This window comes from Rathayibacter sp. AY1E3 (assembly GCF_002932235.1).
Classification (GTDB): Bacteria; Actinomycetota; Actinomycetes; order Actinomycetales; family Microbacteriaceae; genus Rathayibacter.
Genome location: NZ_PSVN01000006.1, coordinates 161,931 through 186,114 on the forward strand (window position 1 = coordinate 161,931; position 24,184 = coordinate 186,114).

The window sequence follows — 24,184 nt, forward strand, 5'->3', positions numbered from 1 at the left end:
GCGTCCCGCCGGGACACCGCGCTCCCGCCGGTGTCCCGGCGGGGAGCCGGCGCCTCGGCGGGACGCGGTGGTCCGCCGGCGCTTCAGGCGGGCTTCAGCGGGGCCGCGGCTAGCCTGGGCTCGCGCGGACCCCCGCGCGCCGAGCCCGGGGAGGCCGCCATCCGCATCCTGGTCGTCGACGACGAGATCAACCTGCTCCGCGCCCTCGAGACGGGCCTGGAGGCCGAGGGCTTCGCCGTGGACACCACCACCACCGGCACCGACGCCCTCTGGTACGCGCAGGAGGCCGACTACGCCGCCATCGTCCTCGACCTGATGCTCCCGGACGTCAGCGGCTTCCGCGTCTGCGAGCGGCTGCGCGCCGCCGAGGACTGGACCCCGATCCTGATGCTCACCGCGAAGGACGGCGACCTCGACCAGGTCGAGGCCCTCGACACCGGCGCCGACGACTACCTCACCAAGCCGTTCTCGTTCCCGGTGCTCGTCGCGCGGCTGCGCGCCCTCATCCGCCGTGGAGCCGCCGAGCGGCCCACGGTGCGCGTCGTCGGCGATCTCGTGCTGGATCCGGCGTCCCGGACCGTCGAGCGGGGCGGAGTCGCCGTGCCGCTGACCGCGCGCGAGTTCAGCGTCCTCGAGTACTTCGTCTCACGGGCGGGCGAGGTCGTCTCCAAACGCGACGTCCTCGGAGCCGTCTGGGACTTCGACTACGACGGCGACCCGAACATCGTCGAGGTCTACGTCCGCACCCTGCGCAACAAGATCGACCGGCCCTTCGGCCGCGACACCCTCCGCACCCGGCGCGGAGCGGGCTACACGCTGGTGGCCGGGTGAGCCGCCGGAGCCTGCGGACCCGCATCACCGCGGCCGCGACCGCCGTGGTGGCCGCCGCCGCGCTCCTCGGGAGCGTGCTCTTCGTCCTGGTCCTCTCCTCCGTGCTCGCCTCGAGCGCCGCCTCCGCCGCCGACGCCGAGGCGGAGCGGGTCGCTGCGCTGGTCGAACAGGGCGGCCCGGAGGCCGTCCGCGGCTCGGAGGGACTGGTCCAGCTCGTCGTCGACGGGCGAGTCGCCGCCGCGGCCGAGGACGCGGAGGACCTCCCTCCGCTCGCGCTGGCCGAGAGCGACGACCCGGTCACGGTCGACGTGGACGACGAGGGGCCGGTGGTGGTCGCCGCCCGCGAGCTCGACGACGACTCCCTCGTCGTGGTCGGCGTGCCCGACGAGGGCCGCGAGGAGGCGGTGTCCACGACGATCGGGCTGCTCGCGGTCGCCGTCCCGCTGCTGATCGCGCTGGTGGCGGTGGTGTGCGCCGTCGTCGTCGGCCGGGCGCTGCGCCCCGTGGAGCGGATGCGCGAGGAGGCCGAGGCGGTCACCTCCTCCGCCCTGGACCGCCGGATCGCCGCTCCCGGCTCCGGCGACGAGGTCGACCGGCTGGCGCACACCCTCAACCGGATGCTCGATCGGCTGCAGAGCGGGCAGGAGCGGCAGCGGCGCTTCGTCTCGGACGCCTCGCACGAGCTGCGCTCCCCCGTCGCGGCGCTGCGCCAGACCGCGGAGGTGGCGCTCGCGCACCCGGACCGGCTCGACTCCGCCCGGCTGGCGAGGACGGTCGCGGAGGAGTCGGTGCGGCTCGGCGGGCTGATCGAGGGCCTGCTGCTGCTCGCCCGGGCGGACGAGGCGCGCCTGGCCGTGGCGGCGGCTCCCGTGGACCTCGACGACCTCGCCCTCGGCGAGGTGCGGCGCCTGCGCGACTCCGGAGCCCGGGTCGACGCGAGCGGGATCTCGCCCGTGCAGGCGGTGGCCGACGAGGCCCTGCTCTCGCGGGCGCTGCGGAACCTGGTCGACAACGCGGTGCGGCACCGCTCCTCGCAGCTGGCGCTCTCGACCCGGATCGACGGAGCGGAGGCGGTGCTCGCGGTGGACGACGACGGGCCGGGGATCCCGGCGGCGGAGCGCGAGCGGGTGCTCGAGCGCTTCGTCCGCCTCGACGAGGGCCGGGCGCGCGACGCCGGAGGATCGGGCCTCGGCCTGGCGATCGTCGCCGGGATCGCGCGGGCCCACGGCGGACGGGTCGTCGTCGGCGACTCGGCGCTGGGCGGCGCCCGGGTCGAGGTGCGGGTGCCGCTCGTCCGCTGAGCGGGCGCTTCAGGCCTGCTTCAGCGCCCGACCGCGAGAGTGCTGGAGGCGTCGACGAGCGGCGCCGGGACGGAGCCATCGTGCAGAAGAAGACGAAGATCATCGCCGGGATCGCCGGAGCGGTCGTGCTGATCGGAGCCGGGACGGGCATCGCCTACGCCGCGACCGACGGCTTCGAGGGATCCGACTCCCTCACCGGCAGCGACCTGGACCGCGCGAGCGAGGCCGCGCTCGCCGAGATCGGCGGCGGGACCGTCACCTCGGCCGAGCGCGACGACGACGGCGCCACCGGCTACGAGCTGGACCTGACCGACCGCGCCGGCCTCGAGTACGAGGTGCGCCTCGACGACTCCTTCGCCGTCCTGTCCGTCGACCCCGACGACCGCGCCCTCCAGGCCGGCTCCGACGACGACGGCGTGCCTGCCGGCGACCCGACCGCGGCCGCCGTGGACCCGGACGACCTCACCGGCGACGACCTCGCCCGCGCGAGCGAGGCGGCGCTGGGCGCCGTCGGCTCCGGGACCGTCACCGAGGCCGAGCGCAGCGACGACGCCGACCACGCCTTCGAGGTGGAGGTCACCCGCGAGGACGGCACGGACGTGGACGTCGAGCTCGACGCGGCGTTCGCCGTGATCTCGACGCAGGAGTAGCGCTCTAGCGGCCGCCGGGGCCCTTCGCGGCCCCGGGCGCGGCACCGCTGCCCGCGGGGGCGCCGACGCCGGTCGCCGCACCGCGAGCGCCGGGGCCGTTGCCGTTGCCGTTGCCGTTGCCGCCCGCGTTGCCGTTGCCGTTGCCGTTGCCGTTGCCGTTGCCGTTGCCGTTGCCGTTGCCGGGAGCGTTCCCGCTGTTGCCGGGTGCGTCGCCGCTGTTCCCCGGAGCGTCCCCGCTGTTCCCCGGAGCGTCCTCGCCGGGAGCGGCCGGGGTCTCCTCCGCGGGCTCCTCCGGCTCGGTCGGCGTCTCCTCCGGCTCCGACTCCTCGGGCGAGGGGGCGGGGTCGTCCTCGGTCTCGACGGGGGCCGGCGTGTCCTCCGGCTCCTCCTCGACCGGGGTCGTCTCCTCGGGAGCCGGGGCGGTCGTCTCGGCCGGCGCCGGCTCCGGGGCTCCCGCGATCAGGGCCTCGAGGTCGGCGCGGACGACGTCGACCTGCGCCTGCACCGTCGCTGCGCGGTCGGAGCTGACGGAGCCCTCGGCGAGCGCGGCGTCGAGCGCCGACTGCAGCGAGGCGAGCTCGGTGAGAGCGCCCTGGTAGTCGTCGGCCGAGGCCTTCTCGGCGACGGCCACCACCGCGTCGTCGAGGGTCTGGGCGGTGCCCTCGTCGATGCCCTGCGGCGCGGAGGAGCATCCGCTCAGCAGCAGGACCGAGGCGAGCACGGCGCCGGCGGCGCGCAGTCGGAGGCCCCTCACGAGCGGATGCTCTCGCGCAGCTGACGGAGGTGGTCGCCCAGCTCGCCGTCCACCTGCGGCAGAGGCGACTGGGGACCGTCGATCAGGATGATCGCGAGCCCGACGGCGACCGCGACCAGCGCGAGCACCAGCACGATCAGCCACGGGCTCGGGCCGCGGCGCTGCGGAGGGGCGGCCGCGGGGCGGAGCGGAGCCGTGCGCGGCGCCGGAGCGGTCTGCGGTGCCGGAGCGGTCCGCGGTGCCGGAGCGATCCGCTCGGTCGCGGTGAAGCGCTGCGTCGGAGCGATCGCCTCCGTGGCCGGGTAGGCGTCGGCCGCGAGCCGGCGGGTCGGGTCGAGCGCCTCCGTCCGCGTGATCGGCTCGGTCTCGGCGAGCGGCTCCGTCGACATCACCCGGGTGGCGGGGACGTCGGGGACGACGATGGCCGCCGGCGGGGAGTCGCGCCGCGGATCGATCAGGCGGCGTGCCGACTCCGCCACCTGGAGCGCGGCGGGACGCTCGCCGGGCTCGCGCCGCGTCATCGAGGTCAGGAGCGAGGTCCAGCCGCTGCCGAGCGACTCCGAGACCTCGGGGTCGCGGAGCAGGCGGGCGAGCGTGACCTCGATCGCCGAGCCCGTGAACGGGCGGCGGCCGGTCAGCGACTCCAGGAGCACCAGGCCGAGGGAGTAGATGTCGCTCGCCGAGGTGACCGGGTCGCCGTGCGCCTGCTCGGGGCTGAGGTAGGCGGCGGTGCCGATGAGGGTGCCCGGCGCGGTGATCCGCGTCGCGTCGATGAGGGAGGCGATGCCGAAGTCGGCCAGCTTCGGGCGGAACTCGCGGCTGGTCAGCGGGCTCGGGACGAGCAGCACGTTCGACGGCTTCACGTCGCGGTGCACGACTCCGGCCGCGTGGACCGTGTGCAGGGCCTCGCCGAGGTCGCCCGCCATCGAGGCGACGTCGTTCGGCGCGACCGGGCCCTCGGCGAGCCGCTCGGACAGGCTCGGGCCCTCGGCGAGCTCCATCACCATGTAGGCCTGGCCGTTGGTGTCGTCGCCGCCGTCGTGCGCGTCGTAGAGGGTGACGAGGGCGGGGTGGTTGAGGGCCGCGAGCAGCCGGATCTCGGACGCCTTGCGCTGCAGGTCCTGCGCGTCGTCGATGCCGGGGGCGAACATCTTCAGCGCGACGGAGCGGCCGAGGACGCCGTCTCGCGCCCGGTAGACCGTGGCCATGCCGCCGCGGCCGATGAGCTCCTCGATCGTGTACCGGCCGTCGACCGTCGTCCCGACGATGCGGGTGTCGCCTGTCCGGTGGGATGCCACGGGTCCTCCTCGCGGTCGGCGGCGGGTGTGCCGCGCCCCCCGGTGCGACCGTCGACCCAGGGTAGTACGTCGACCCTGCACGCCGCCCTCCCCCGGCCGGGCTGTCAAGCGGGTGCCCCCGCGCGCGCCCCGACGTAGCGTCGGAGGTCCCGACGAAAGGCGACGACATGGACCAGGACCGCACGGAGCAGGACGACCAGGGCTCGACCATCGGCAAGCCGGACGGGGCGGCTCCCGCCACCTCCTCCGAGAGCGAGACCATCGAGAAGGACATCTCGGAGTCGCCCGGCAGCGAGCGCGAGACCGAGGCCAAGCAGGACTCGGATCCGGCGGAGAGCCGCACCGAGGTCTCCGGCTCGGCCGAGGTGAAGGCCGTGCCCGGCACGGGCGGCCCGGACGACGTGGGCGACGTCGAGGTCGACCCCGACGAGGTCTCGCTGAACGGCAAGCCGTTCCCGGGTCACGCCGGCACGAAGTAGGACGCCCGGGAGGGGCGGGGCCGCGGCTCCGCCCCTCCCGTGCTCTCCGGTCCACCCACCACCCGTCGTCCGCCCTCGCCCGGGGGGTTCCGCAGATCGCGCGGATCGTCCCGCGCCTTCCGAGCGAACGGCCTCAGGCGACCGGCGTCAGCAGGCCCGGGTCGCGGCGGTCGACGGTGCGGGAGTTGTTCACGCGGCGGTCGACCGGGTGGGCCGTGACGGTCGAGGCCATCGCGACGGACGCCCGGTCGAGGGTGGCGAGCATCTCCTCGGCGGAGGCGAGCGGAGCCGGGTCGAGCCAGGCGTCGCGCACGTCGGGCGTGAGGAACACGGGCATCCGGTCGTGCACTTCGCCGGAGGCGTCGCGCGCCTCGCGGGTGATGATCGTGAAGGAGACGCGCCAGTCGTCGCCCTCCTTGCGGGCCGTGTAGAGGCCGGCCGCGGCGAGGATCGGCTCCTCGCCCTGCAGGAACCAGGGCTGCTTGCCGTCGGCGCGGGTCTCCCACTCGTAGTACCCGCGCATCGGGACGATCGCGCGCTGCTTGGCGAACGCCCCGCGGAACAGGCCGTTCGTCGCGACCGACTCGAGGCGCGCGTTGATCGGCGAGGGCCCCCTGCCCTTCGACCAGGACGGGGTGAAGCCCCAGGACGCGAGCTCCAGCTCGCGCTCCCGCTCGCCGTCGTGGAGCCGCTCGCGGACGATCGGCGCGACGTCGGTGGGAGCGACGCTGTAGTCGGGCGCCCAGTCCTCGGCGCGCCCGCCCGCGGCGACGAACTCGCGGATCAGCTCATCGGTCTCGGAGTCCATCGCGAAGCGGCCGCACATGCGGGACAGGCTACGCCGCACCTCCGACGCCGCGCGAGGCGCCCGGTCCGACCACCCGGGACTTCGCGGACCAGAAGCGCATCAGCGCGCCGGCGAGGATCGAGCCCAGCGCACCTGCGGCGAGGTCGCCGAGCGTGTCCTCGTAGCCGACGAAGATCGAGGAGTCGATGAAGCGGTGCCCCGCCCACTCGCCCCACTCCCACAGGACGCCCGCCGTCGTCCCGAAGCAGGCGCAGAGCACGACCGCCGGGAGCAGCGGCCCGCGATCGCCCGCGACGGCAGGCACGACTCCGGCCCGCGCGGCGACGATGTAGGCCACCGCGGCGATCAGCCCGTTGAGCACGCAGTGCACGACCAGGTCCCACTGCGGCCAGGCCTCGTAGAGGCCGAGGACGCTGCTCCAGGACGCCACGAGCAGCGCGAGCCCGAAGAGGGCGTCGAGCGCCGGACGGATGCCGAGGAAGCGCGGCAGCACCAGCCCGATCGCCGCGAGCGCGAGCACCGCCACGTCGACCAGGTCCCAGCCGATCGCGGCCGCCACGATGCTCGCCGCCCCGATCGCGCGGATGCCGTCGGCCGTCCACTCCCCGCGGGTGCGCGGGGGCACCAGGAAGGTCTCGACGAGGGCGGAGCCGCTCACGGGTTCGTGAAGCGCAGCACGGCCTGGACCGGCTCGTGGTCGGAGGGCGCCGCTCCCCCGTAGCGGACGGCGTTGATCCCCGCGGAGACGACCTCGAACGCGCCCTCGCTGACGAGCAGCCAGTCGATCCGCTTGCCCGGCGCCGGCGGGCGGTAGTTCGAGAAGGTGCTCCACGAGTGGGTGAGGTGCTTCTCCGCCGTCTCCCACGCGTCCGCGAGGCGGCCCTCCTCGAGGATCGTCCGGTAGGGGACGGTGTCGACGTCGGTGTTGGTGTCGCCCATCACGATCGCGGGGCGTCCGAGCTCGAGGACGCGGCGGGCGATCAGCTCGGCGGAGCGCTGGCGCGAGCGCCGCGAGATGTGGTCGAAGTGGGTCGAGACCACGGTGAGCTCGCGGCTGGTCGCGTGATCGGTCAGCTCCGCGATCACGGCGGTGCGCGGGATGCGGTTGCCCCAGCTGCGCGAGCCGGCGACGTCCGGGGTGTCCGAGAGGGCGATCTGGGTCCAGTGCCGGACGGCGTAGCGGCTGCGGTCGACGAAGAGCATCACGCGCTCGCCGCCGCGGTCCGCGTCCCGGCCGAAGCCCATCGCCTCGAAGGAGGAGCCCAGCGCCTCGTGCACGGCGGCCGACTGGTCCGGCAGCGCCTCCTGCACGGCGAGGATCGAGGGGCGCTCCTGCTCCAGCACCCGCTGGACGAGCGGGCGGCGCCGGTCCCACTGGTCGACGGCGCGGGAGGTGAGGCGCGGCATCCGCCGGCGGATGTTGTAGGTCATCACGTGCAGATCGGGCGCCTCGGTCGGGCCGATCAGAGGCGTCGCGTCGGTCATCACTCCACCCTACGGGGGCGGATCGAGGTGCCACGGAGGCTTGCGGTGACCGCTCCCGGCCGCTCTACTTCGGACATGCCCCTCTCCCAGGACCTCACCGCCCTCGCCGACGAGCGCTTCGTCTCGCTCACCACGTTCCGGAAGTCCGGGGACGCCGTCTCGACCCCGGTCTGGATCGCCCGCGACGGCCACGAGCTGATCGTCACCACTCCCCGCCGCAGCGGCAAGGTGAAGCGCCTCCGCAACGACGCGCGGGTGACCCTCGTCCCGTGCGACCGCCGCGGCCGCGTCTCCGACTACGCGGTGCCGGTCGAGGCCGCCGCGGAGATCGACGCCGACCCCGGCGAGGTCGAGCGCCTGGGCCGCGTGTTCCTGGCGAAGTACCGGCTCGAGTACCGCGTGTTCCTCCTGATCGAGGGCCTGGTCACCCGCGCCGACCGCACCCGCGTGATGCTCCGCGTCTCCGACCGCTGACCCGCACCGCCCTACACCCCCGGAGGCTCCCGCCGGAAGGCCTGGGGGCCGCCGGACCCGAGGTCTACCGTGGGGCGATCGCCGGTGCCCCTGCGCGCTTCCCGCGTGCGCTCCGGCGGCAGTCAGAAGGAGCACGCAATGAGCATCGGAGCAGGGATCTTCCTCCTCGTCGTCGGCGCGGTCCTCGCCTTCGCGGTGGACGTGCAGGTGTCCGGGATCGACCTGAGGCTGGTCGGCTACATCCTCATGGCGGCCGGAGCGGTCGGCCTGATCCTCGGGCTGGTCCTGCTGACGCGCCGCCGCCAGGCCGTCTCGACCACGCGCTCGGCCGTCGACCCGGCCAGCGGCGAGCAGGTCACCCGCCGCTCGAGCGAGAGCGACGGCCCGCTGATCTGATCGGCGGAACGACGAAGGGCGGGACCTCGCGGTCCCGCCCTTCGTCGTTCACGGCCCTACTCGGCGGGCTCGTCCGGCTCGCCGCCGGAGACGGTGTCGGTGTCGCCGCCACCGGAGGAGGTGTCCGTCCCGGTGCCGTCGGGGAGGTCCTCGGTCTTCTCGGTGTCCTCACCCGTGGTGCGGTCGGTGCTCATGGCGCTCTCCCTTCGCGTCGGCGACCTGCCGACCCTCCCACTCTGCTCCGCCCGCGCCTCGCGGGGCAGGGGGTAGCGGAGGCGGAGGGCGGCGTGGAAGGCGCCTACTCCTCGACGACGATGGTGGTGATGACCGGGTTCCGGCGGTGGCGGCGGGTCAGCCAGCGGCCGAGGGTGCGCGTGATCAGCGCCTCCATGGCCTCGAGCTCGACCGGCTTGCCCGCGGCCTGCAGGACGGCGTCGTCGATCGCCTTGCTCGCATTGGCCTTCCAGCCCGGCTCCTCGACGAAGCCGCGGGTGAAGAACTCGACGGGCTCGCCGAGCGTGCCGCGGTCGAGGTCGGCGATGGCGAGGACCGTGATGGCCCCCTCCTCGGCGAGGACGATGCGGTCGTTCATCGCGTCCTCGGTGGCGACGCCCATCGTGGTGCCGTCGACCAGGATCTGGTCGGCCGGGATGCGCCCGCTGATGCGCGAGCGGCCCTTCACCAGGTCGATCGAGACGCCGTCCTCGATGACGAAGACGTCCTTCTCGTCGATCCCGGTGCGGGTCGCGATCGCCGCGTTCGCGGTGAGGTGGCGCCACTCGCCGTGCACGGGGAGCACCGCGGTGGGGCGCAGGATGTTGTAGCAGTAGGCGAGCTCGCCCGCGCTGGCGTGGCCCGAGACGTGCACCTTGGCGTTGCCCTTGTGCACGACGGTGGCGCCCCAGCGGGTGAAGGCGTTGATGATCCGGTAGATCGCGTTCTCGTTGCCGGGGATCAGCGAGCTGGCCAGCAGCACGGTGTCGCCGGGGCCGATGTCGATGATGTGGTCCTTGTTGGCCATGCGCGAGAGCGCCGCCATCGGCTCGCCCTGCGAACCGGTGCAGATCATCACGATCTCGGTCGCGGGGAGCTTCTCGAGCACCTTCATGTCGACGACGAGGCCGGCCGGGATCTTGAGGTAGCCCAGGTCGGCGGCGATGCCCATGTTGCGGACCATCGAGCGGCCGACGAAGGCGACCTTGCGGCCGTGGCGCTGCGCGGCGTCGAGGACCTGCTGGATGCGGTGCACGTGGCTCGCGAAGCTGGACACGACGATGCGGCGGGGCGCGGTGCGGAACACCTGGTCGATCGCGGGGGCGAGGTCGCCCTCCGAGATCGCGAAGCCGGGGACGTCGGCGTTCGTGGAGTCGACCAGGAACAGGTCGACTCCCTCGTCGCCGAGGCGCGCGAAGCCGGGGAGGTCGGTGGTGCGCCCGTCGAGCGGGAACTGGTCCATCTTGAAGTCGCCCGTGTGCAGCACGAGGCCGGCCTCGGTGCGGATCGCGACGGCGAGCCCGTCCGGGATGGAGTGGTTCACGGCGAGGAACTCGAGGTCGAAGACGCCGGCGTCGATCCGGTCGCCCTCCTTCACCGGGCGCGTGCGCGGCGTGATGCGGTGCTCCTGCAGCTTCGCGCTGATCAGCGCGAGGGTGAAGGTCGAGGCGATGATCGGGATGTCGCCGCGCTCCTTGAGGAGGTACGGCACGCCGCCGATGTGGTCCTCGTGGCCGTGGGTGAGGACGATGGCCTCGATGTCCTTCAGGCGCGAGCGGATCGCGGCGAAGTCGGGGAGGATCACGTCGATGCCGGGCTGGTTCTCCTCGGGGAAGAGGACGCCGCAGTCGACGATGAGCAGCTTGCCCTTGTGCTCGAAGACGGTCATGTTGCGGCCGATCTCGCCGAGGCCGCCGAGCGGAGTGATCCGCATGGCGCCCTTCTCGAGGGGCTTGGGCTTGGGGAGCTCGAGGTGGTGGCGGGCGGGCTTGGCGGTTCTGGCGTTTCTCATGCGGTTCTTCCGGGAGGGAGTGGCTGGACGCGGGCGCGCGGCGCAGGGTCCGACCGCGCGCCCGGTCGGGCCGCGGTGATGTGTCGCTCCGGCGCTGTGAGCGCTGTCGGGAGCGGGTGGAGGTGTGCGGGACGGGGCCGGGCGGGGCCGCTCTCAGCGGGCGGTGCCGTCCGTGCGGCGCGCTCTCGCGCACCGACCGTCCCGTACATCCTGCCAGCGTTCCCTGGGTCGCGGGTCCAGGAGGCGGGATCCGGGCCTCGCAGGCGCTCAGGCGCGCGCGTCCTCGACCTCTCGCCGACCCACCGCGTCCTGGCGGCTGCGGAGGAGCTGGCGGCCTGGCGCGCGTGACGGGCGCCGTTCGATGGCTTTACTGCGCTTCACTCGATCTGGATAAAGCACAGTAAGACTCCTGAACCGGCCCGTATGGATGCCGTCGACAATCCCTACACGCCGAACGCGGGAGCGCGACCGGAGATCCTCATCGGCAGAGACGAGCAGACCCAGGCGTTCCGCACCCTGCTGACGCGCCTGCGACGGGGCCGCACGAACCAGTCGATGATCATCACGGGGCTGCGGGGCGTCGGAAAGACGGTCCTTCTCTACGGCTTCCGGACGATCGCCCAGGAGGAGAACGGGGACAGTGATCGAGTTCGAGGCGGTCAAGCACGACAAGGGCCGGTTCCGCCAGGTGCTGGCATCCCAGCTCAAGGCGGCACTCCTCCGCCTGTCTCCCCGCGCGAGATGGACCGACCGCGGGAGGCACGCCGCCGCGGTCTTGAGCGCCTTCGCGGTGTCTGTCGGAGCGGACGGCGAGTGGTCCATCGGATGGGATGTACCGCCGGCAGAAGGAGTGGCCGATCATCGGGATCTCGGACTGGACCTGACGGACGTCCTCGTCGCCGTGGGTGAAGCGGCGGCCGAGCAGGGCGAGGGGATCGTCCTGCTCATCGACGAGGTCCAGTTCCTCGACTCACCGCAGCTCGAAGCGCTCATCCAAGCCATCCACAAGACCGTGCAGCGGAGCCTCCCCGTCACGTTCGTCGGTGCCGGTCTTCCGCAGATCGCCGAGCTGGTGGGCGATGCGAGATCGTACGCCGAGCGGCTCTTCACCTTTCCGCGGATCGACTCGCTCGATCACGACGAAGCGGTAGCGGCTCTCCGAGAGCCGGCAGCGGCCGAGGGCGCGGTCTACGACGACGACGCTGTTGAACTCGTAGTCGAGATCACGACCGGATACCCCTCTTTCATCCAGGAACTGGGCTACCAGGTCTGGACGGTGGCGGAGAACGATCGCATCCACCGGGAGGACGTCGAACCGGCGAGGGAGGCCTACGAGGCGAAGCTGGACAGCTCCTTCTTCCGCGTGCGACTCGATCGGGCGAGTCCACTTCAGACCGCGTACATGCGAGCCAGGGCGGAGCTCGGACCAGAGCCCCAGAAAGCGGGTGACGTCGCGGCGCTTCTGGAGCGCGCGTCCACTCAGCTCGGATCGGTCCGCGCGGAGCTGATCGGGATGGGGCTCCTGTTCACTCCCGAGCACGGGTACGCCGCGTTCACTGTTCCGGACTTCGACCGGTTCATGAAGCGTGCAGTCCCCGTCTTGGAGGTGCCTCCCGTCGTGAGCCGGGGAGCCCGTCGAGCACCCGCCACCGAGGTCTGAGCCAGGCCGCACCCGTTCACGGCCGCCCGGCGTCAGGACTCGTCGGCCTCGAAGCGCAGGGACCGGTCGGCCACCGGCAGCCCGGAGTCGCGCACAGCGGCCTCGATCGCGGCGTGCCCGCCGTCGGGCGCGACGATCCGCAGGCCGTCCTCGGTCGCCCAGTAGGCGGTGACGCCGTGCTCCTCGACGAGGGTCGTGAGCAGCGCGGCGGTCCGCTCCTGCTCGCCGGGACCGACGGTGATCGCGGCCCAGGGACCGGAGATCTCGACCGGGGCGCCCCGCTCCGCGCCCGCAGCGTCCCGCAGGTCCTCCGCCGCCCGGACGATCGGGAGCAGCGCGGGCAGCCCGCCGGAGACGTCCTCGAAGGAGTCGAGGGCGAAGGACCCCTCGCGGAGCGACGCGTGCAGCTCCAGGTCGCGGCCGAGCCCGTCGATCCGCTCGAGCAGGGCCGACGCGTCGACAGCGGGAGCGGGGCACGCGGCGGTCGGCTCCTCCGCGCCCGCGAAGGAGAGGGTGTTCCCGCCTGCGGACGTCGCCCGGAACGACCACAGCACCGGATCCGCGTACTCGGTCGCGCAGGCCGTCGCGAGGGCGTCGGCGAGCGCCGGCTCCTCGACCGCGACCCCGACCCAGGAGGTCGGCGGGCCGAACGCCGGCGCCTCGACCCAGCGCTCGGCGCCATCGAGGGAGACTCCGGGCACCGCGGCGACCTCGCTCGTCAGACGGTCGAAGCCGGCGTCGGGCCGTGCGAACGGCGTCTCGTCGATCGTCCAGACGAGGAGCGTCAGCCCGCCGGCGGCGAGGGCCGCGGCGAGGACGCCGGCGACGGGGAGGAGGAGGCGACGGGACACGCCCCCATCCTCGCTCCCCTCCTCCGCGGCGTCACGTGGACATCGGGTGAACGGACGGTGCGCCGGCGTCGACGGCTCCCGCCTCGATCGAGCGCATCATCCGGGTGTTCACGGGCGACGGGTGGACCGAGTCGACCCGGACGCCGGTGCCCGCGACCTCGAGGGCCGCGCTCCTGGTGAGCCCGGCGACCCCGCGCTTCGAGGCGACGGAGGGGCTGAGGCCCGGGGCGCCGTCGAGCCCGGCGACGGAGGAGGTGGTGATCACGCTGCCCCGCCCCTGCTCGATCATCCGCGGCAGCACGGAACGGAGCCGGTGCCGACCCGCTCCCAGCACGCTAGGCGGCCGCCGGCCGCCTGCCACGGGGGTCGACCTCCGCGGGGGGCAGGGGTTACCGGCGCAGTCCCGAGACGAGCGCGAGGAGCCCGTCCATCGACTCGACGACGAGGGGCGGGAGGTCGCCGCGCTCGGCGACGAAGGCGACCGCGAGCACGCCCGCTCCGGACGCGTCCGACTGCTCCCGCTCCGGCACAAGGCCCAGCGCGCGGGCCGCCGTCTCCGCTTGACTGGGGGCGACGCGCCGACCCTCGGCGCACCCGGGAGGCGACATGGCGAACCACCGTTTCGAGCTGCGGTCCGGCCGCGGGATGGGCGTCTCGGCGGCGGGCGATCCCGTCGCCGACCGGCTGGTGGTGTTCTGCCACCCCACTCCCGGAGCCGGCGGCTTCGACCCCGACCCGACCGTCACCGGTCCGTGGGGTCTGCACCTGCTGATCCTCGACCGTCCCGGCTACGGCGCCTCGGACCCGGTCGACGCCGCTCACGGCCGCGTCGAGGACCGCGCGGACGACCTCGCCGAGTACCTGCGCCGCTCCGAGCGCACCGCCCGCATGGTCGAGGGCGCCCGCTTCGGCAGCGTCGGCGTGGTCGGCTGGGGCTCCGGCGGCGCGTTCGCGCTCTCGCTCGCGGCCCGGCACCCCGACCTCGTGGACCGCCTCGCGCTGGTCGGCACCCCCGCGCCTCCGCAGGCCGGCGTGATCGTGCACCCCACCAGCGCGTGGGAGCGGCGCGAGACCCTCCGCGGGGAGGACGCCGACGCGATCGCCGCCGCCCTCCCGCAGACGCAGCCGGGCCTGGACGCGCTCGGGATCGACTCCGACGACCCGGTGCTCGCCACCCACGGCGGACTGCGCAACCGGCTGGAGCGGATGCTCTCCGAGGGCTGGCGGCAGGGCCCGAGCGGCGCCGCGACCGACTTCGCGGCGCTCCGCGACGGCTCCTGGGCCGACGACCTCGACCGGGTGACCGCCGAGACGCTCCTGGTCCACGGCGACGCGGACCCGGTGGCGAGCGCCGAGGACGGCCGCTGGTACCGCGGCCGCCTCGCGCGGGCGCGCACCGTGACGGTCGACGGAGCCGGCCGGCTGGCGCTCGTGCGCGAGTGGCGCCGGATCCTCGACCACGTCGCTCCGCTCGAGCGCGGGGCGGAGGGCCGATGAGCGGCCTGGGCGCGGGCCCGCTCGTGCTCGTGTCGGCGATGGCGGTCTCGGGAGTCGTCCACCTGGTGCACCCGCGGACCTTTGACGCGGTCGTCCCGCGAGGGATGCCCGGCTCGGCGCGCGGATGGGTCCTCGTCTCGGGAGCGGCGGAGCTGGTCTGCGCGGCCGCGACGCTGCACCCGCGGACCCGCGCGGCCGGCGGTCTCGCCTCCGCCGCCCTGATGGCCGCCGTCCTCCCCGGCAACGTGCAGATGGCGCGGGACGCCCGTCGGCCTCGGACCCGGGTGATCACGCTGCTGCGCCTCCCGCTCCAGATCCCGCTCGTGCTCTGGGGTCTTCAGGCGGCACGCAGCCGCTGACGCAAGCCCGCGCGGGCGCGGATCGCCCGCTGCTACCGTCCAGGCATGACCGACCAGAGCGCGGACGACCGCCACGACCAGCTGACCAGCGCCCCGAAGGCGACGGAGGCCGACGCGGCCCCGCGCATCGAGGTCTCCACCACCGAGGCCGGCGACACCCGCATCGACATCCGCGAGGACGCCGCCGTGCGACCGGGCCGTGTCGACGAGAACGGCGACGAGCTCGACGAGAGCCGCGACGATGCCTGAGCGCCGCCGCGCCGCCCTCGTCTACAACCCCGTCAAGGTCGACCTGGAGTCCGTGAAGGCCGCTGTGAAGCGCGCCGAGGAGGCCGCCGGCTGGGAGGAGACGCTCTGGTACGAGACCTCCGTCGAGGACCCCGGAGCCGGTCAGACGAAGGAGGCCCTCGCCGCGGGCGCCGACGTCGTGATCGCGGCCGGCGGCGACGGGACGGTCCGCGTCGTGGCGGAGGCCCTCCGCGGCTCCGACGCCTCGCTCGCGCTGCTGCCCTCCGGCACCGGCAACCTGCTCGCCCGCAACCTGAACCTCACGCTCGACGACATCGACAACTCCCTGACCGTCGCGTTCTCCGGACAGGACCGGGCGGTCGACGTCGGGATGATCGACATCGAGACCTCCACGGGCCGCGACCGCCACGCCTACGTCGTGATGGCGGGCCTCGGGATCGACGCGAAGATGCTCGCCAACACCGACGACGACCTCAAGAAGCGGGCCGGCTGGCTCGCCTACGTGGACGCGCTGCGGAAGGCCCTGCTCGACAAGAACCAGCTCGAGTTCCGCTACCGCCTCGACGGCTCCAAGACCCGCAAGGTGCACGCGCACACGATCATCGTGGGCAACTGCGGCGCCCTGCCGGCGAACATCCTCCTGCTGCCGGACGCGGCCGTCGACGACGGCGAGTTCGACATCGTCCTGCTGCGCCCCGAGGGCTTCTTCGGCTGGGTGCAGATCATCTTCAAGGTGGTGTGGGAGAACGGCGTGCTCCGCCGCAGCGGCGTCGTCGGCAAGAAGCTGATGGGCCTGACCAAGGAGGTGTCGGCCCTGCGGTACGTGAAGGGCCGCGACCTCACGGTCCGCCTCGAGCACGCGCAGGAGATCGAGCTCGACGGAGACCCGTTCGGCTCGACCTCGGCGTTCCGCACCTGGATCGAGCCCGGCGGGCTGACGGTGCGCGTCCCGGCGTAGCGCCGGCGGCCGGGCGGATCCGCCCGGTCCGCCTCCCGCCGGGAGAGAGGATCGTCATCCCTCCCGGCGGAGGCGTCTGCTCCGAGCAGGGCGGTGCAGTGCGGCTTCGGGTACCGCACCCCATGCACCTGCATGAACACGGCGACTGTAGTGCGGAATCCGTCGCCGCCGCAACGATCCGCGGGGCTCCGGCGGCTCGAGTGGGTAATTCCACCGTGCGATGCTCCGTCGCCGCGACGGATTCCGCAGCTGACTCGCCCCGGCAGGAGCGTGATCGCCCGTCCGTCGATCGACGGGGCTTCTCCTCGGCACGGTGCCGACACGCGCACGAAACGCCCGCCCGCTAGCGTGCGGACATGACATTCCGTGCGTCAGCCGCGCTCAGCGCGCTCGTGGCCTCCTCCCTCCTCCTCGCACCCGCCGCCATCGCCTCCCCCGCCGCCCGCGCGGGCGCCGTCGACGGGGGCACCAGCGCCGGCGATCCCTACTTCCCCGGCCTCGGCAGCAGCGGCTTCGACGCCCTCACCTACAGCCTCGTCCTGAAGTACGATCCGGCGACCCGGGCCCTCGGCGGCAGGGCCGTGGTCACCCTCGCGCCCCAGAAGGACCTGCGCTCGCTCTCCTTCGACCTGACCGGCCTCACCGTCTCGAAGGTCACCGTCAACGCCGGGGGCGCCCGGTTCTCCCAGTCGGGGGACGAGCTGACCGTCACGCCCGCCCGGACCCTCCGGAAGGGCCTGCCCGCACTGGTGAGCATCGACTACGCCGGGACCACCGGGAACCCCGTCGACGGCACCGGGGCCCCCTTCGGCTGGTGGTCGACGGACGACGGCGCCCTGGTCGCCAGCGAGCCGGACGGCGCCTCGACCTGGTACCCCGTCAACGACTCGCCCGCCGACAAGGCGCGCTACACCTTCAGCATCACGGTCCCGGAGGGCCGGACGGTGGTCGCGAACGGCCTGCCGGTCGGCTCCCCCACCACGTCGAAGGGGTGGACGACCTCCCGCTGGGTCGAGACCAGCCCGATGGCGAGCTACCTCGCCATGGTGAACATCGGCGACTACGACCTGGTCCGCTCCACTCAGGGCGGCGTGACGACCATCGACGCGATCGACCAGAACATCACCGGCGACACCCGCGCCCGCACCGAGGCGGCCCTCGCGAAGCAGGGCGCGATCATCGACTACTTCTCCTCCGTCTTCGGCCCGTACCCGTTCCGCTCGGCCGGAGCCGTGGTCGACGACGAGCGGATCGGCTACGCCCTCGAGACCCAGGGCCGCTCGTTCTACTCCGGCGGCGCGGACGAGTCGACCGTCGCGCACGAGACCGCGCACCAGTGGTACGGCGACAGCGTCACGCCGGAGACCTGGTCCGACATCTGGCTGAACGAGGGCTTCGCGACCTACGCCGAGTGGCTCTGGGAGGAGCACACCGGCGGCGCGAGCGTCACCGAGTCCGCCGCCCGGGTCGCCGCCGCTCCCGCCGACGACCCGTTCTGGTCGACCGCCGTCGCCGACCCCGGAGCCGCGGGCCTCTTCGACGCGCCCGTCTACGCCCGCGGCGGCCTGACGCTCGTCGCCCTCCGCGACCGGATCGGCGCGGACGCGTTCGGCGTGCTGCTGAAGCGCTGGGCCTCCGAGAACCGCTACTCGAACGCGACGACCGCCGACTTCCAGGCCCTGGCCGAGAACGTCTCCGGCTCCGACCTGGCGGACTTCTTCGACGCCTGGCTGCGCACGCCGGAGAAGCCCGCCGGTCTCTGACCCCCGCATCGCCGCGGCGCGGGCGGGGTGTCAAGGAGGGACGGCAGGTCGGCCCGAGCCGATACCGTCCCTCCATGGGCTTCTTCGACCGCAACGACTCCTCGACCAGCGCCGCCGCGCCGCAGCCGAGCGCACCCGATCCGCAGCGGCGGGTCTGGAGCGACGGCCTCGGCCGGTTCGCCACCCGCTGCCTCCAGGTGGTCATCGTTCTCCTGCTGGCCTCGGTGCTCGTCTTCGCGATGACGCAGCTCACGCTGGTGCTCATCCCCGTGATGATCGCGCTCATCCTCGCCGCGGCGATCCACCCGGTCCTGGCGTGGATGCGGCGCAAGGGCGTGCCGTCGATCCTCGCGACCTGGCTGGCGCTGATCGGGCTGCTCGCGGTCCTCGGCGCGGTCGGCTGGCTGATCACGGTCGCGGTCCGCAACCAGTGGGACGAGCTGGTCAGCAGCGCCTCCGACGGCATCACCTCGCTGCAGGACTACGTGCAGCACCTGCCGTTCCAGATCACCGACGAGCAGATCGAGTCCGCCCGCCAGTCGGTCGTCGACTTCCTCACCTCCAGCTCGTTCGGCAACGGCGCGCTCGCGGGCGTCTCCGCAGCGGCGAACTTCATCACCGGCCTCGTGCTGATGATCGTGGTGCTCTTCTTCTTCATGAAGGACGGCCCGAAGATCTGGGAGTTCCTCCTGCGCCCCTTCACCGGCTCGGGCTACGAGCGCGCCAAGCGCGTCGGGCACAAGACGGTCGACGTGCTGGGCGGCTACGTCCGCGGAACGGCGACCGTCGCGGCGGTCGACGCGATCGGCATCGGTGTCGCACTGGCGATCATCCAGGTGCCGCTGGCGATCCCGCTGGCCGTCATCGTCTTCCTCACCGCGTTCATCCCGATCGTCGGAGCCACGGCCGCGGGCATCCTCGCCGCTCTCGTCGCCCTGGTCGCCAACGGCCCGGTCGCCGCGCTGATCGTGATCCTGGTCGTCATCGGGGTCAACCAGCTCGAGGGCAACTTCCTCCAGCCGGTCGTGATGGCGCGCTCGCTGAAGCTGCACCCGCTGATCGTCCTGATCGCCCTGACCGTGGGCACCGTCCTCGCCGGCATCGTCGGCGCCGTGCTGGCCGTGCCGATCGCGGCCGTCGTCTGGGGCATCGTCTCGATCTGGAACGGGCCCTCCGACCCCGCCGAGCCCGCGCGGCAGAAGCGCGCCGAGACGGTCTAGGCCCCCGGGACCGTCGAGCGCGGGCCTAGCGCTCGACGATCCCGTCGCGCAGCGCCTGCCGGCGGAGCGAGATCTTCGTGCCGACGGCCAGCCCCTCCGCCCGGTACTTGCCCCGGGCGCTGCGCAGCGAGCTCCGTGCGGCGTCCTGGGTGATGCCGAGGAGCGTGGCGACCTGCTTCAGCGGCATCCCGTCGACGAAGAGGCGGACGATCTCCCGCTCGCGGTGCGTCAGGGTGCCCGGGCGGTCGGCCCCGAGCAGCTCCCGCGTCTGCGCCGTCAGGAAGCGCTCGTCGCGCGCCGTCGCCCGGATCGCCGCGAGGATCGTCTCGGTCCGCTCGCTCTTGACCACGTAGCCGTGCGCCCCGGCCTCGAGCGCCCGGCTGATCGTGCCCGGCTCGGAGTGCGTGCTGATGATGATCGTGGCGGCGCCGGCGGCCGCGATGATCCGGATCTTCATGGCGAGGTCGAGCTCGTCGCCGAGGTCGATGTCGAGCAGCACCACGTCGGTCGGGAAGGCCGGATGCGCGAGCAGGTCCGTCCAGGTGCCGACCGTCGCCGCCACGCGGATGTCCGTGCCCGAGCGGCGGATCCACTCCGCCAGCGCCGCCAGCAGGATCGGGTGGTCGTCGAGGATGGCCAGCGTGATCGCGGGCTCGTCGCTCATGTCGTCGTCCTCCTCCGGGGCCGGTGGGCGACGAGGATCCTCGTCGCGCCGTGGTCGGTCGTCGTGCGGTACTCGCCGAGCTCGCTGAGGATGCCCCAGACCGAGCGGTCGAGGTCGCGGGTGCGGATGCCCGCGGCGACCAGGGCGAGCTCCACCCCGCCGCCCTGGCCCGGCTCCAGGCGGACGGCGAGCGGAGTCCTCCCCGCGGGGGCGGTGAGCAGCCAGAGCACCGAGAGCAGCCGCGAGCGGTCGAGCGGGGCCAGCAGCGCCGCGGCCCCGCTCGGATCGTCGAGCGCGACAGCGGAGGACAGCAGCGCCGACTCCTCCACCGCGATCCTCAGCCAGGTGCGGTCGTGGCTGCGGGCGAGCGCCTCGCGGAGCTCGTCTCCGAGCACCCGCGCCCGCTCGCCCAGCTCCTCGTCCAGCGGCACCGGCGTCCGGACCCGCTCGAGGAGCTCCTCGATGCGGGCGTCCACCTGCGAGAACTCGTCGTCCGCGGCGTGGACGGTGCCGTCGGCCAGGCTGCGGTCGAGCGTGCGCCGCACGTACTGGTCGAGCGAGGTGAGCACGACGACGCACACGGCCGCGGGCGCGACGGCGAGGAGGACGTTGCTCACCGCGAGGGCGGCGCCTCCGTCGCCGAGGAGCGCCTGGCCGACGAGGCCGAGCGCCGTGAGCCCGACCAGGACCGCCAGGGCGAGGAACGAGCGCGAGAGCGGCTGGAAGGTGATCAGCGCGATCACGCCCGCGCCCACTCCCACGCAGACCGACGGGTAGTACATCGGAGCCGGTGTCGGCAGGGCGTGGTCGGCGAACTCGAGCAGCAGCGCGGCCACGTCCACAGCGAGGACGCCCGCGAAGGCCCGGCGCGGCAGCTCGCCGTGGCGGCGGAGGGCGATCGAGACCCCCACCGCGCTCGCGGCGACGACCAGCAGCCAGGAGAGTCCGCTCAGCCAGGTCGCGGACCGCGCGTCGAGGGACCAGAGGTACGAGACCACTCCGCGGATGTCGAGCAGCACCGCCATCGTGAGGAAGCCCAGCCCGAGGTAGCTCCCGCTCAGGCGGTTCGGCCGGGTGAGGCGCTCGCGGATGCTCCACAGCGCGCCCGGGCTCCTGTCCGCCGCCCGGACCAGCTCCAGGAGCGTCCCCTCCTCCTGCCGCGACCCGCTCACAGCGGCACGCTCAGCAGCACGGTCGCGCCGGACCCGGGCGCCGAGAAGACCCGGACCGTGCCGCCCACCGCCTCGATCCGGCCGACGACCGACTCCGCGAGGCCGAGGCGTCCGGCCGCCACCGCGGCCGGGTCGAAACCGCGCCCCTCGTCCGAGACGACGACGCGGAGCGTGCCCGCCTCCTCCGCCACGCTCACGTGGGCCAGGGCCGCTCCGGAGTGGCGCCGCACGTTCTCGAGGCACTCCCCGGTCGCGCGCACCACGGCGTCGAGCACCTCCGGTCGGATCCGCGGCTGCGCACCGCCGTGCCAGCGCACCTCCACGCCCACCGCCGCCGACCGCCGACCGAGCGCGAGGAGCGCCTCCGGCACCCCGGCCGCCCCGTCCGGGTCCGGCTCCTCCACCGTCTCCAGACCGCGCAGGAGGGCCAGGTCGGCGGCGGCCCGGTCGCGCAGCACGGGAGCGGGCACGCCCTCCCCCCGGTGCGCCACCAGCGTCAGCGTCGCCAGGATCGTGTCGTGCATCAGCCGCGCGTCGGCGCGGTGCCGGGACTCGCTCTCGCTCGAGCGGCGCTCGGCGTCGTGGGCGGTCCGGAGGCGGGCGGTGCCGACGTGCGCACGCGCGACGCTGCCCGCGAGCCACCGCGCGGCGGTCAGCAGCAGCGCCCAGCAGACGACGACCGAGATCAGGACGAAGGGAGCGCGCCCGGACGCGCCCGTCGCCGCCGCGCCGAGGGCGAGGACCGGGAGCAGCGCGAGGACCGCGGCCCACGGCAGACCCCGCCAGGAGCCGACGGCGAGCAGCGCGCACGGCAGCGCCATCGAGGCGAGCATCGTGATCCCGCCCAGAACGGCGCGGAGGGAGGCGTCGACGCCCGGCGAGAGGAAGGCGGCGAGTGCCGCGACGTCCAGCGCGGATCCGAGGATCACGGCCCTCGTCCCGGTCGCGACCGATCGGCCGGGCGCGAGCTGCACGAGCGCCGAGACGACCAGCAGCGCCAGGCTCGGCAGCACCGTGGTCAGCTGCGCGGGCGTCAGGGCGAGCAGGTGCAACGCGGAGGCGGCGGTCAGCACCCCGCCCGCACGCCGGGCGCAGAGCACGCCGACCTCGCACTGCTCGCGCAGCAGCACCGCGGCGTCGGCGGGCCGGGGAGGCAGGGGCACGGTGACCTCGGGAGGACGGGCTCCGGGCTCGTTCCGGGGCGACGGTGGCGGGGAGGCTGTGGCGGGGTTCGGCGGCGGGGAACGGCGCGATCCGAGTCGTATCGTGGCACACCGCGACCCGCCCGGACAGCGGTTCCGGCCGCCTCGCGCACGCGGATCGGCGCGCCGTCTGACGCGGGCGGTCGCGCTCGGGGGCCGTGATCCCGTAGAGTCGAGACATCTCCTGGGCGATCGCCCGAATTCCACGGCTGAGAAGTCGCACGACGACGAAGAGACTCAGCCCCTGATAGAGACCGCACCGACCGAGAGCATCGTCCTCGGTCGTCCGGTTCGAACGCCCGCCTCGCACGCGGGTACCGCCCTTCACAGGACGCCGCGGAAGCCGCGCCGTTCCTCGTTCGACCCCCGCTCCACCGGCACGCCCGGTCCGCGGGACGTTCTCCCCCGCAGAGCCGCCCTCCCCCGGAGGCGCGAGCTCAGCCCCTAGACGACCCGGACGACTCCGGCAGACGCGTGTTTCACCCGCGGAGGCCGAGTCGAGCGGGTACCGCACACTCGTGCGGACTCTGACGACGCAGGCCCCGGTCGGCGTCATTAACACATAAGGAAAAGAAATGCCTACTGGCACCGTTAAGTGGTTCAACTCCGAAAAGGGCTTCGGCTTCATCGCTCCCGACGACGGAGGCGCCGACGTGTTCGCGCACTTCTCCGCCATCGCGAAGCAGGGCTACCGCGAGCTCGTCGAGAACCAGCACGTCGAGTACGACGTCGAGCAGGGCCGCAAGGGCCCGCAGGCCGCGAACATCCGCGGCGTCGGCGAGTAATCTCCGACTTCCGACGCCCCGTCGACCAGGATCCCCGGATCCGGTCGGCGGGGCGTCCGTCGTTGACAGGGTGATCCCGCCCTCGGCCGGCGGAGGCGAAACCCGTGTCACCCCTCCGGGTCGCAGGATCGGTATCCTCTCCGTGGCGGCTCCCGAGCTCACGGAGCCCGCGACGCCGTCCGGGACTCCGGCGCGTCGGCACCACTTCACGGCGGAGACAATGGGACGACTGATCTACGGACCGCAATCACTCGAGATCGACTTCGAGGACCGACTCCTCGCGCACCTCAAGGTCGCGATGTTCACCAAGATGCGGCGGAACGAGTCGTTCAGCCTCTCCTGGAGCGAGCCGGAATCGTCCGGCTACGGCCGCAGTTCCGTCTGGGTGCACCCGACGACTCCGCTGCACTTCCGGTTCCACGGCAGCAAGCGCCCGTCTCTGAACCGCCTGTGGATCGAGCAGTTCATCGCGAGCGCGAACAACACCGGCGAGATGACCGTGGTGCCGGAGCCGGCCGAGGGCTCCTGACCCGCGACGCTCCTCAGACCACGAGCGGCCGGGCCGTGTGCACGAGCTCCTCGTGCGGCAGGGCCCGGAGGCGCTCGGCGATCTCGGCACGGGCGCCCGCGTCGACCGACGCCCGGGCGTGCTCCTGCGGCCGCAGTGGCGTGAGGGTGACCAGGTCGGCGTGACCGGTCGCCAGGTCGAGCCGCTCGGGCAGGCCGGGGCTGCGCAGGCCCAGGAGGACACCGACGGTGCCCTGCTCATCGGTCCAGGCGGGCGGCGCCGCGACGTTCGCGAGCCGCGCCGTGTCGAGGGAGCTGCGGCAGCACACCCCCTGCAGGGCGGCCCGTCGGGCGGCCTCGTACAGCAGGCGGAAGTGCCAGTGGTTCCAGAGCTCGGCGGTGGGGACACCGCGGACGGCGGACGTCTCGAGGCACAGCTCGAGGCCGAGACCGGTGCCGGGATGCGCGAGCCGGTCGAAGGGATCGCTCAGCCCGTCGGTAGCGAGCACCACGGAGGCGCCGCGGTCGACGCGCAGGAACGCACGGTGATCGGTGGGCCAGCGCGCGCCGCCGCGGACGCCCGGGTCCTCGGTCGAGACGACGACGGTGCGATCGAGCGCACCCACTCCGCGCCAGGCGTCGGCCCGGTCCTCCGCCACCGCCTCGGCCAGCGCCCGCCTCTCGTCCTCGGTCCATCGGACCTCACGAGTGCGGTTCAGGAACAACGACATGGGACTCCCTGTCCGCGCGACCGGCGTGCCGCGCTCCCGGAACGCTACGGCGCCCACCCCTGCTCCTCCTCCGAGCAACCGGAAC

At 73.7% G+C, this 24,184-nt stretch carries 29 protein-coding genes and 1 pseudogene; 16 read left to right on the forward strand and 14 right to left on the reverse strand.

From position 1 onward, the window contains the following. The first annotated feature begins 159 nt into the window (after nucleotides 1–159). From C5C53_RS07195 to C5C53_RS07205, 3 genes are all read left to right on the forward strand, one after another. Nucleotides 160–831, forward strand: a complete 672-nt coding sequence (locus C5C53_RS07195) for a response regulator transcription factor (protein ID WP_104267209.1) — start codon at nucleotides 160–162, stop codon at nucleotides 829–831. Beyond that, nucleotides 828–2,132: an ATP-binding protein gene (locus C5C53_RS07200; protein WP_258075386.1), complete on the forward strand. Its 1,305-nt coding sequence runs from the start codon at nucleotides 828–830 to the stop codon at nucleotides 2,130–2,132. Before C5C53_RS07195 ends, C5C53_RS07200 begins: the two co-directional genes overlap by 4 nt. Before the next feature lie 80 nt (nucleotides 2,133–2,212). Next, a complete protein-coding gene (locus C5C53_RS07205; protein ID WP_104267186.1) occupies nucleotides 2,213–2,782 on the forward strand; it encodes a PepSY domain-containing protein in 570 nt (189 codons plus the stop codon). Nucleotides 2,783–2,786: 4 nt separating this feature from the next. Here the strand turns inward: C5C53_RS07205 and C5C53_RS07210 are convergent, their stop codons facing one another. Continuing rightward, entirely contained in the window at nucleotides 2,787–3,536 is a 750-nt protein-coding gene (locus C5C53_RS07210) for a hypothetical protein (protein WP_104267187.1), read from the reverse strand. Further along, nucleotides 3,533–4,834 (reverse strand): serine/threonine-protein kinase, encoded by a 1,302-nt coding sequence (locus C5C53_RS07215; protein ID WP_104262770.1) that lies wholly within the window; start codon nucleotides 4,832–4,834, stop codon nucleotides 3,533–3,535. Before C5C53_RS07215 ends, C5C53_RS07210 begins: the two co-directional genes overlap by 4 nt. Nucleotides 4,835–5,001: 167 nt before the next feature. Here C5C53_RS07215 and C5C53_RS07220 point away from each other — a divergent pair, with 167 nt between their 5' ends. Next, nucleotides 5,002–5,313, forward strand: a complete 312-nt coding sequence (locus C5C53_RS07220; protein WP_104222919.1) for a hypothetical protein — start codon at nucleotides 5,002–5,004, stop codon at nucleotides 5,311–5,313. A gap of 133 nt (nucleotides 5,314–5,446) precedes the next feature. On the opposite strand, the gene C5C53_RS07225 is transcribed toward C5C53_RS07220, so the two are convergent. The 3 genes from C5C53_RS07225 to C5C53_RS07235 are packed head-to-tail and all read right to left on the reverse strand — an operon-like array spanning nucleotide 5,447 to nucleotide 7,606. Beyond that, on the reverse strand, nucleotides 5,447–6,139 hold the full coding sequence (locus C5C53_RS07225) for an SOS response-associated peptidase (protein WP_104226115.1): 693 nt from the start codon (nucleotides 6,137–6,139) through the stop codon (nucleotides 5,447–5,449). Between the two features lie 10 nt (nucleotides 6,140–6,149). Then, nucleotides 6,150–6,779 carry a hypothetical protein gene (locus C5C53_RS07230; RefSeq protein WP_104262772.1) on the reverse strand — a complete coding sequence of 210 codons (630 nt, stop codon included), beginning with the start codon at nucleotides 6,777–6,779 and terminating at the stop codon, nucleotides 6,150–6,152. Further along, the gene (locus tag C5C53_RS07235) at nucleotides 6,776–7,606 is read right to left on the reverse strand and encodes an endonuclease/exonuclease/phosphatase family protein (protein WP_104262773.1); all 831 of its coding nucleotides are present in this window, start codon (nucleotides 7,604–7,606) and stop codon (nucleotides 6,776–6,778) included. The genes C5C53_RS07230 and C5C53_RS07235 overlap by 4 nt, the downstream gene beginning before the upstream one ends. A 75-nt stretch (nucleotides 7,607–7,681) precedes the next feature. On the opposite strand from C5C53_RS07235, the gene C5C53_RS07240 reads away from it, so the two are divergent. Further along, the gene (locus C5C53_RS07240; RefSeq protein ID WP_104246944.1) at nucleotides 7,682–8,080 is read left to right on the forward strand and encodes a PPOX class F420-dependent oxidoreductase; all 399 of its coding nucleotides are present in this window, start codon (nucleotides 7,682–7,684) and stop codon (nucleotides 8,078–8,080) included. A gap of 138 nt (nucleotides 8,081–8,218) precedes the next feature. Next, nucleotides 8,219–8,476, forward strand: coding sequence for a DUF6458 family protein (locus C5C53_RS07245; protein ID WP_104262774.1), 258 nt, complete (start codon nucleotides 8,219–8,221; stop codon nucleotides 8,474–8,476). Nucleotides 8,477–8,532: 56 nt separating this feature from the next. Here C5C53_RS07245 and C5C53_RS17085 read toward each other — a convergent pair whose 3' ends face one another. Both C5C53_RS17085 and C5C53_RS07250 read right to left on the reverse strand, forming a co-directional pair. Continuing rightward, on the reverse strand, nucleotides 8,533–8,670 hold the full coding sequence (locus tag C5C53_RS17085) for a hypothetical protein (RefSeq protein ID WP_159940924.1): 138 nt from the start codon (nucleotides 8,668–8,670) through the stop codon (nucleotides 8,533–8,535). Nucleotides 8,671–8,774: 104 nt separating this feature from the next. Next, nucleotides 8,775–10,481: a ribonuclease J gene (locus tag C5C53_RS07250; RefSeq protein WP_104222925.1), complete on the reverse strand. Its 1,707-nt coding sequence runs from the start codon at nucleotides 10,479–10,481 to the stop codon at nucleotides 8,775–8,777. Nucleotides 10,482–10,904: 423 nt separating this feature from the next. On the opposite strand from C5C53_RS07250, the pseudogene C5C53_RS17410 reads away from it, so the two are divergent. Beyond that, nucleotides 10,905–11,051, forward strand: a pseudogene (locus tag C5C53_RS17410) (ATP-binding protein); the annotation flags it as partial. A gap of 70 nt (nucleotides 11,052–11,121) precedes the next feature. Continuing rightward, nucleotides 11,122–12,141 (forward strand): ATP-binding protein, encoded by a 1,020-nt coding sequence (locus C5C53_RS07255; RefSeq protein ID WP_258075390.1) that lies wholly within the window; start codon nucleotides 11,122–11,124, stop codon nucleotides 12,139–12,141. Nucleotides 12,142–12,173: 32 nt separating this feature from the next. Here C5C53_RS07255 and C5C53_RS07260 read toward each other — a convergent pair whose 3' ends face one another. The 3 genes from C5C53_RS07260 to C5C53_RS16780 are packed head-to-tail and all read right to left on the reverse strand — an operon-like array spanning nucleotide 12,174 to nucleotide 13,600. After that, a complete protein-coding gene (locus tag C5C53_RS07260; protein ID WP_104233057.1) occupies nucleotides 12,174–12,992 on the reverse strand; it encodes a hypothetical protein in 819 nt (272 codons plus the stop codon). A 31-nt stretch (nucleotides 12,993–13,023) separates the two neighbouring features. Beyond that, nucleotides 13,024–13,353 (reverse strand): SDR family NAD(P)-dependent oxidoreductase, encoded by a 330-nt coding sequence (locus C5C53_RS07265; protein ID WP_308470977.1) that lies wholly within the window; start codon nucleotides 13,351–13,353, stop codon nucleotides 13,024–13,026. 28 nt (nucleotides 13,354–13,381) lie between these two features. After that, on the reverse strand, nucleotides 13,382–13,600 hold the full coding sequence (locus C5C53_RS16780; protein WP_146078495.1) for a hypothetical protein: 219 nt from the start codon (nucleotides 13,598–13,600) through the stop codon (nucleotides 13,382–13,384). On the opposite strand from C5C53_RS16780, the gene C5C53_RS07270 reads away from it, so the two are divergent. From C5C53_RS07270 to C5C53_RS07295, 6 genes are all read left to right on the forward strand, one after another. Next, entirely contained in the window at nucleotides 13,599–14,489 is an 891-nt protein-coding gene (locus C5C53_RS07270; RefSeq protein ID WP_104267188.1) for an alpha/beta fold hydrolase, read from the forward strand. The two genes, C5C53_RS16780 and C5C53_RS07270, sit on opposite strands and share 2 nt — an antisense overlap. After that, nucleotides 14,486–14,848, forward strand: coding sequence for a hypothetical protein (locus C5C53_RS07275; protein ID WP_181068405.1), 363 nt, complete (start codon nucleotides 14,486–14,488; stop codon nucleotides 14,846–14,848). Before C5C53_RS07270 ends, C5C53_RS07275 begins: the two co-directional genes overlap by 4 nt. 45 nt (nucleotides 14,849–14,893) lie before the next feature. Next, on the forward strand, nucleotides 14,894–15,097 hold the full coding sequence (locus tag C5C53_RS07280) for a multidrug transporter (RefSeq protein WP_104222930.1): 204 nt from the start codon (nucleotides 14,894–14,896) through the stop codon (nucleotides 15,095–15,097). Further along, complete coding sequence (locus C5C53_RS07285) at nucleotides 15,090–16,055, forward strand: diacylglycerol kinase family protein (protein WP_104267189.1); 966 nt, start codon at nucleotides 15,090–15,092, stop codon at nucleotides 16,053–16,055. Before C5C53_RS07280 ends, C5C53_RS07285 begins: the two co-directional genes overlap by 8 nt. A gap of 356 nt (nucleotides 16,056–16,411) precedes the next feature. Then, a complete protein-coding gene (locus C5C53_RS07290) occupies nucleotides 16,412–17,818 on the forward strand; it encodes a M1 family metallopeptidase (RefSeq protein ID WP_104267190.1) in 1,407 nt (468 codons plus the stop codon). Nucleotides 17,819–17,892: 74 nt separating this feature from the next. After that, nucleotides 17,893–19,038 carry an AI-2E family transporter gene (locus C5C53_RS07295; RefSeq protein ID WP_104233055.1) on the forward strand — a complete coding sequence of 382 codons (1,146 nt, stop codon included), beginning with the start codon at nucleotides 17,893–17,895 and terminating at the stop codon, nucleotides 19,036–19,038. Nucleotides 19,039–19,063: 25 nt separating this feature from the next. Here the strand turns inward: C5C53_RS07295 and C5C53_RS07300 are convergent, their stop codons facing one another. The 3 genes from C5C53_RS07300 to C5C53_RS07310 are packed head-to-tail and all read right to left on the reverse strand — an operon-like array spanning nucleotide 19,064 to nucleotide 22,037. Beyond that, complete coding sequence (locus C5C53_RS07300) at nucleotides 19,064–19,702, reverse strand: response regulator transcription factor (protein ID WP_104267191.1); 639 nt, start codon at nucleotides 19,700–19,702, stop codon at nucleotides 19,064–19,066. Beyond that, on the reverse strand, nucleotides 19,699–20,874 hold the full coding sequence (locus tag C5C53_RS07305) for a hypothetical protein (RefSeq protein WP_104267192.1): 1,176 nt from the start codon (nucleotides 20,872–20,874) through the stop codon (nucleotides 19,699–19,701). Before C5C53_RS07305 ends, C5C53_RS07300 begins: the two co-directional genes overlap by 4 nt. Continuing rightward, on the reverse strand, nucleotides 20,871–22,037 hold the full coding sequence (locus C5C53_RS07310) for a sensor histidine kinase (RefSeq protein ID WP_104267193.1): 1,167 nt from the start codon (nucleotides 22,035–22,037) through the stop codon (nucleotides 20,871–20,873). The genes C5C53_RS07305 and C5C53_RS07310 overlap by 4 nt, the downstream gene beginning before the upstream one ends. 614 nt (nucleotides 22,038–22,651) lie before the next feature. Between C5C53_RS07310 and C5C53_RS07315 the strand changes: the two genes are divergently transcribed. Then, entirely contained in the window at nucleotides 22,652–22,861 is a 210-nt protein-coding gene (locus tag C5C53_RS07315; RefSeq protein ID WP_055786246.1) for a cold-shock protein, read from the forward strand. A gap of 220 nt (nucleotides 22,862–23,081) precedes the next feature. Further along, a complete protein-coding gene (locus tag C5C53_RS07320; RefSeq protein WP_104226101.1) occupies nucleotides 23,082–23,390 on the forward strand; it encodes a hypothetical protein in 309 nt (102 codons plus the stop codon). 13 nt (nucleotides 23,391–23,403) lie between these two features. On the opposite strand, the gene C5C53_RS07325 is transcribed toward C5C53_RS07320, so the two are convergent. After that, nucleotides 23,404–24,099 carry a hypothetical protein gene (locus C5C53_RS07325; protein WP_104238971.1) on the reverse strand — a complete coding sequence of 232 codons (696 nt, stop codon included), beginning with the start codon at nucleotides 24,097–24,099 and terminating at the stop codon, nucleotides 23,404–23,406. Nucleotides 24,100–24,184 lie beyond the last annotated feature (85 nt).

Bases quoted from the DNA above. Each gene is read 5' to 3' on its own strand.
- C5C53_RS07220 (WP_104222919.1), top strand. From the start codon at position 5,002: ATGGACCAGGACCGCACGGAGCAGGACGACCAGGGCTCGACCATCGGC.
- C5C53_RS07245 (WP_104262774.1), top strand. From the start codon at position 8,219: ATGAGCATCGGAGCAGGGATCTTCCTCCTCGTCGTCGGCGCGGTCCTC.
- C5C53_RS07250 (WP_104222925.1), bottom strand. From the start codon at position 10,481: ATGAGAAACGCCAGAACCGCCAAGCCCGCCCGCCACCACCTCGAGCTC.
- C5C53_RS07225 (WP_104226115.1), bottom strand. From the start codon at position 6,139: ATGTGCGGCCGCTTCGCGATGGACTCCGAGACCGATGAGCTGATCCGC.
- C5C53_RS07270 (WP_104267188.1), top strand. From the start codon at position 13,599: ATGGCGAACCACCGTTTCGAGCTGCGGTCCGGCCGCGGGATGGGCGTC.
- C5C53_RS07325 (WP_104238971.1), bottom strand. From the start codon at position 24,099: ATGTCGTTGTTCCTGAACCGCACTCGTGAGGTCCGATGGACCGAGGAC.
- C5C53_RS07290 (WP_104267190.1), top strand. From the start codon at position 16,412: ATGACATTCCGTGCGTCAGCCGCGCTCAGCGCGCTCGTGGCCTCCTCC.
- C5C53_RS07285 (WP_104267189.1), top strand. From the start codon at position 15,090: ATGCCTGAGCGCCGCCGCGCCGCCCTCGTCTACAACCCCGTCAAGGTC.
- C5C53_RS07315 (WP_055786246.1), top strand. From the start codon at position 22,652: ATGCCTACTGGCACCGTTAAGTGGTTCAACTCCGAAAAGGGCTTCGGC.
- C5C53_RS07320 (WP_104226101.1), top strand. From the start codon at position 23,082: ATGGGACGACTGATCTACGGACCGCAATCACTCGAGATCGACTTCGAG.
- C5C53_RS07295 (WP_104233055.1), top strand. From the start codon at position 17,893: ATGGGCTTCTTCGACCGCAACGACTCCTCGACCAGCGCCGCCGCGCCG.
- C5C53_RS17085 (WP_159940924.1), bottom strand. From the start codon at position 8,670: ATGAGCACCGACCGCACCACGGGTGAGGACACCGAGAAGACCGAGGAC.
- C5C53_RS07275 (WP_181068405.1), top strand. From the start codon at position 14,486: ATGAGCGGCCTGGGCGCGGGCCCGCTCGTGCTCGTGTCGGCGATGGCG.
- C5C53_RS16780 (WP_146078495.1), bottom strand. From the start codon at position 13,600: ATGTCGCCTCCCGGGTGCGCCGAGGGTCGGCGCGTCGCCCCCAGTCAA.
- C5C53_RS07280 (WP_104222930.1), top strand. From the start codon at position 14,894: ATGACCGACCAGAGCGCGGACGACCGCCACGACCAGCTGACCAGCGCC.
- C5C53_RS07235 (WP_104262773.1), bottom strand. From the start codon at position 7,606: ATGACCGACGCGACGCCTCTGATCGGCCCGACCGAGGCGCCCGATCTG.
- C5C53_RS07240 (WP_104246944.1), top strand. From the start codon at position 7,682: ATGCCCCTCTCCCAGGACCTCACCGCCCTCGCCGACGAGCGCTTCGTC.
- C5C53_RS07300 (WP_104267191.1), bottom strand. From the start codon at position 19,702: ATGAGCGACGAGCCCGCGATCACGCTGGCCATCCTCGACGACCACCCG.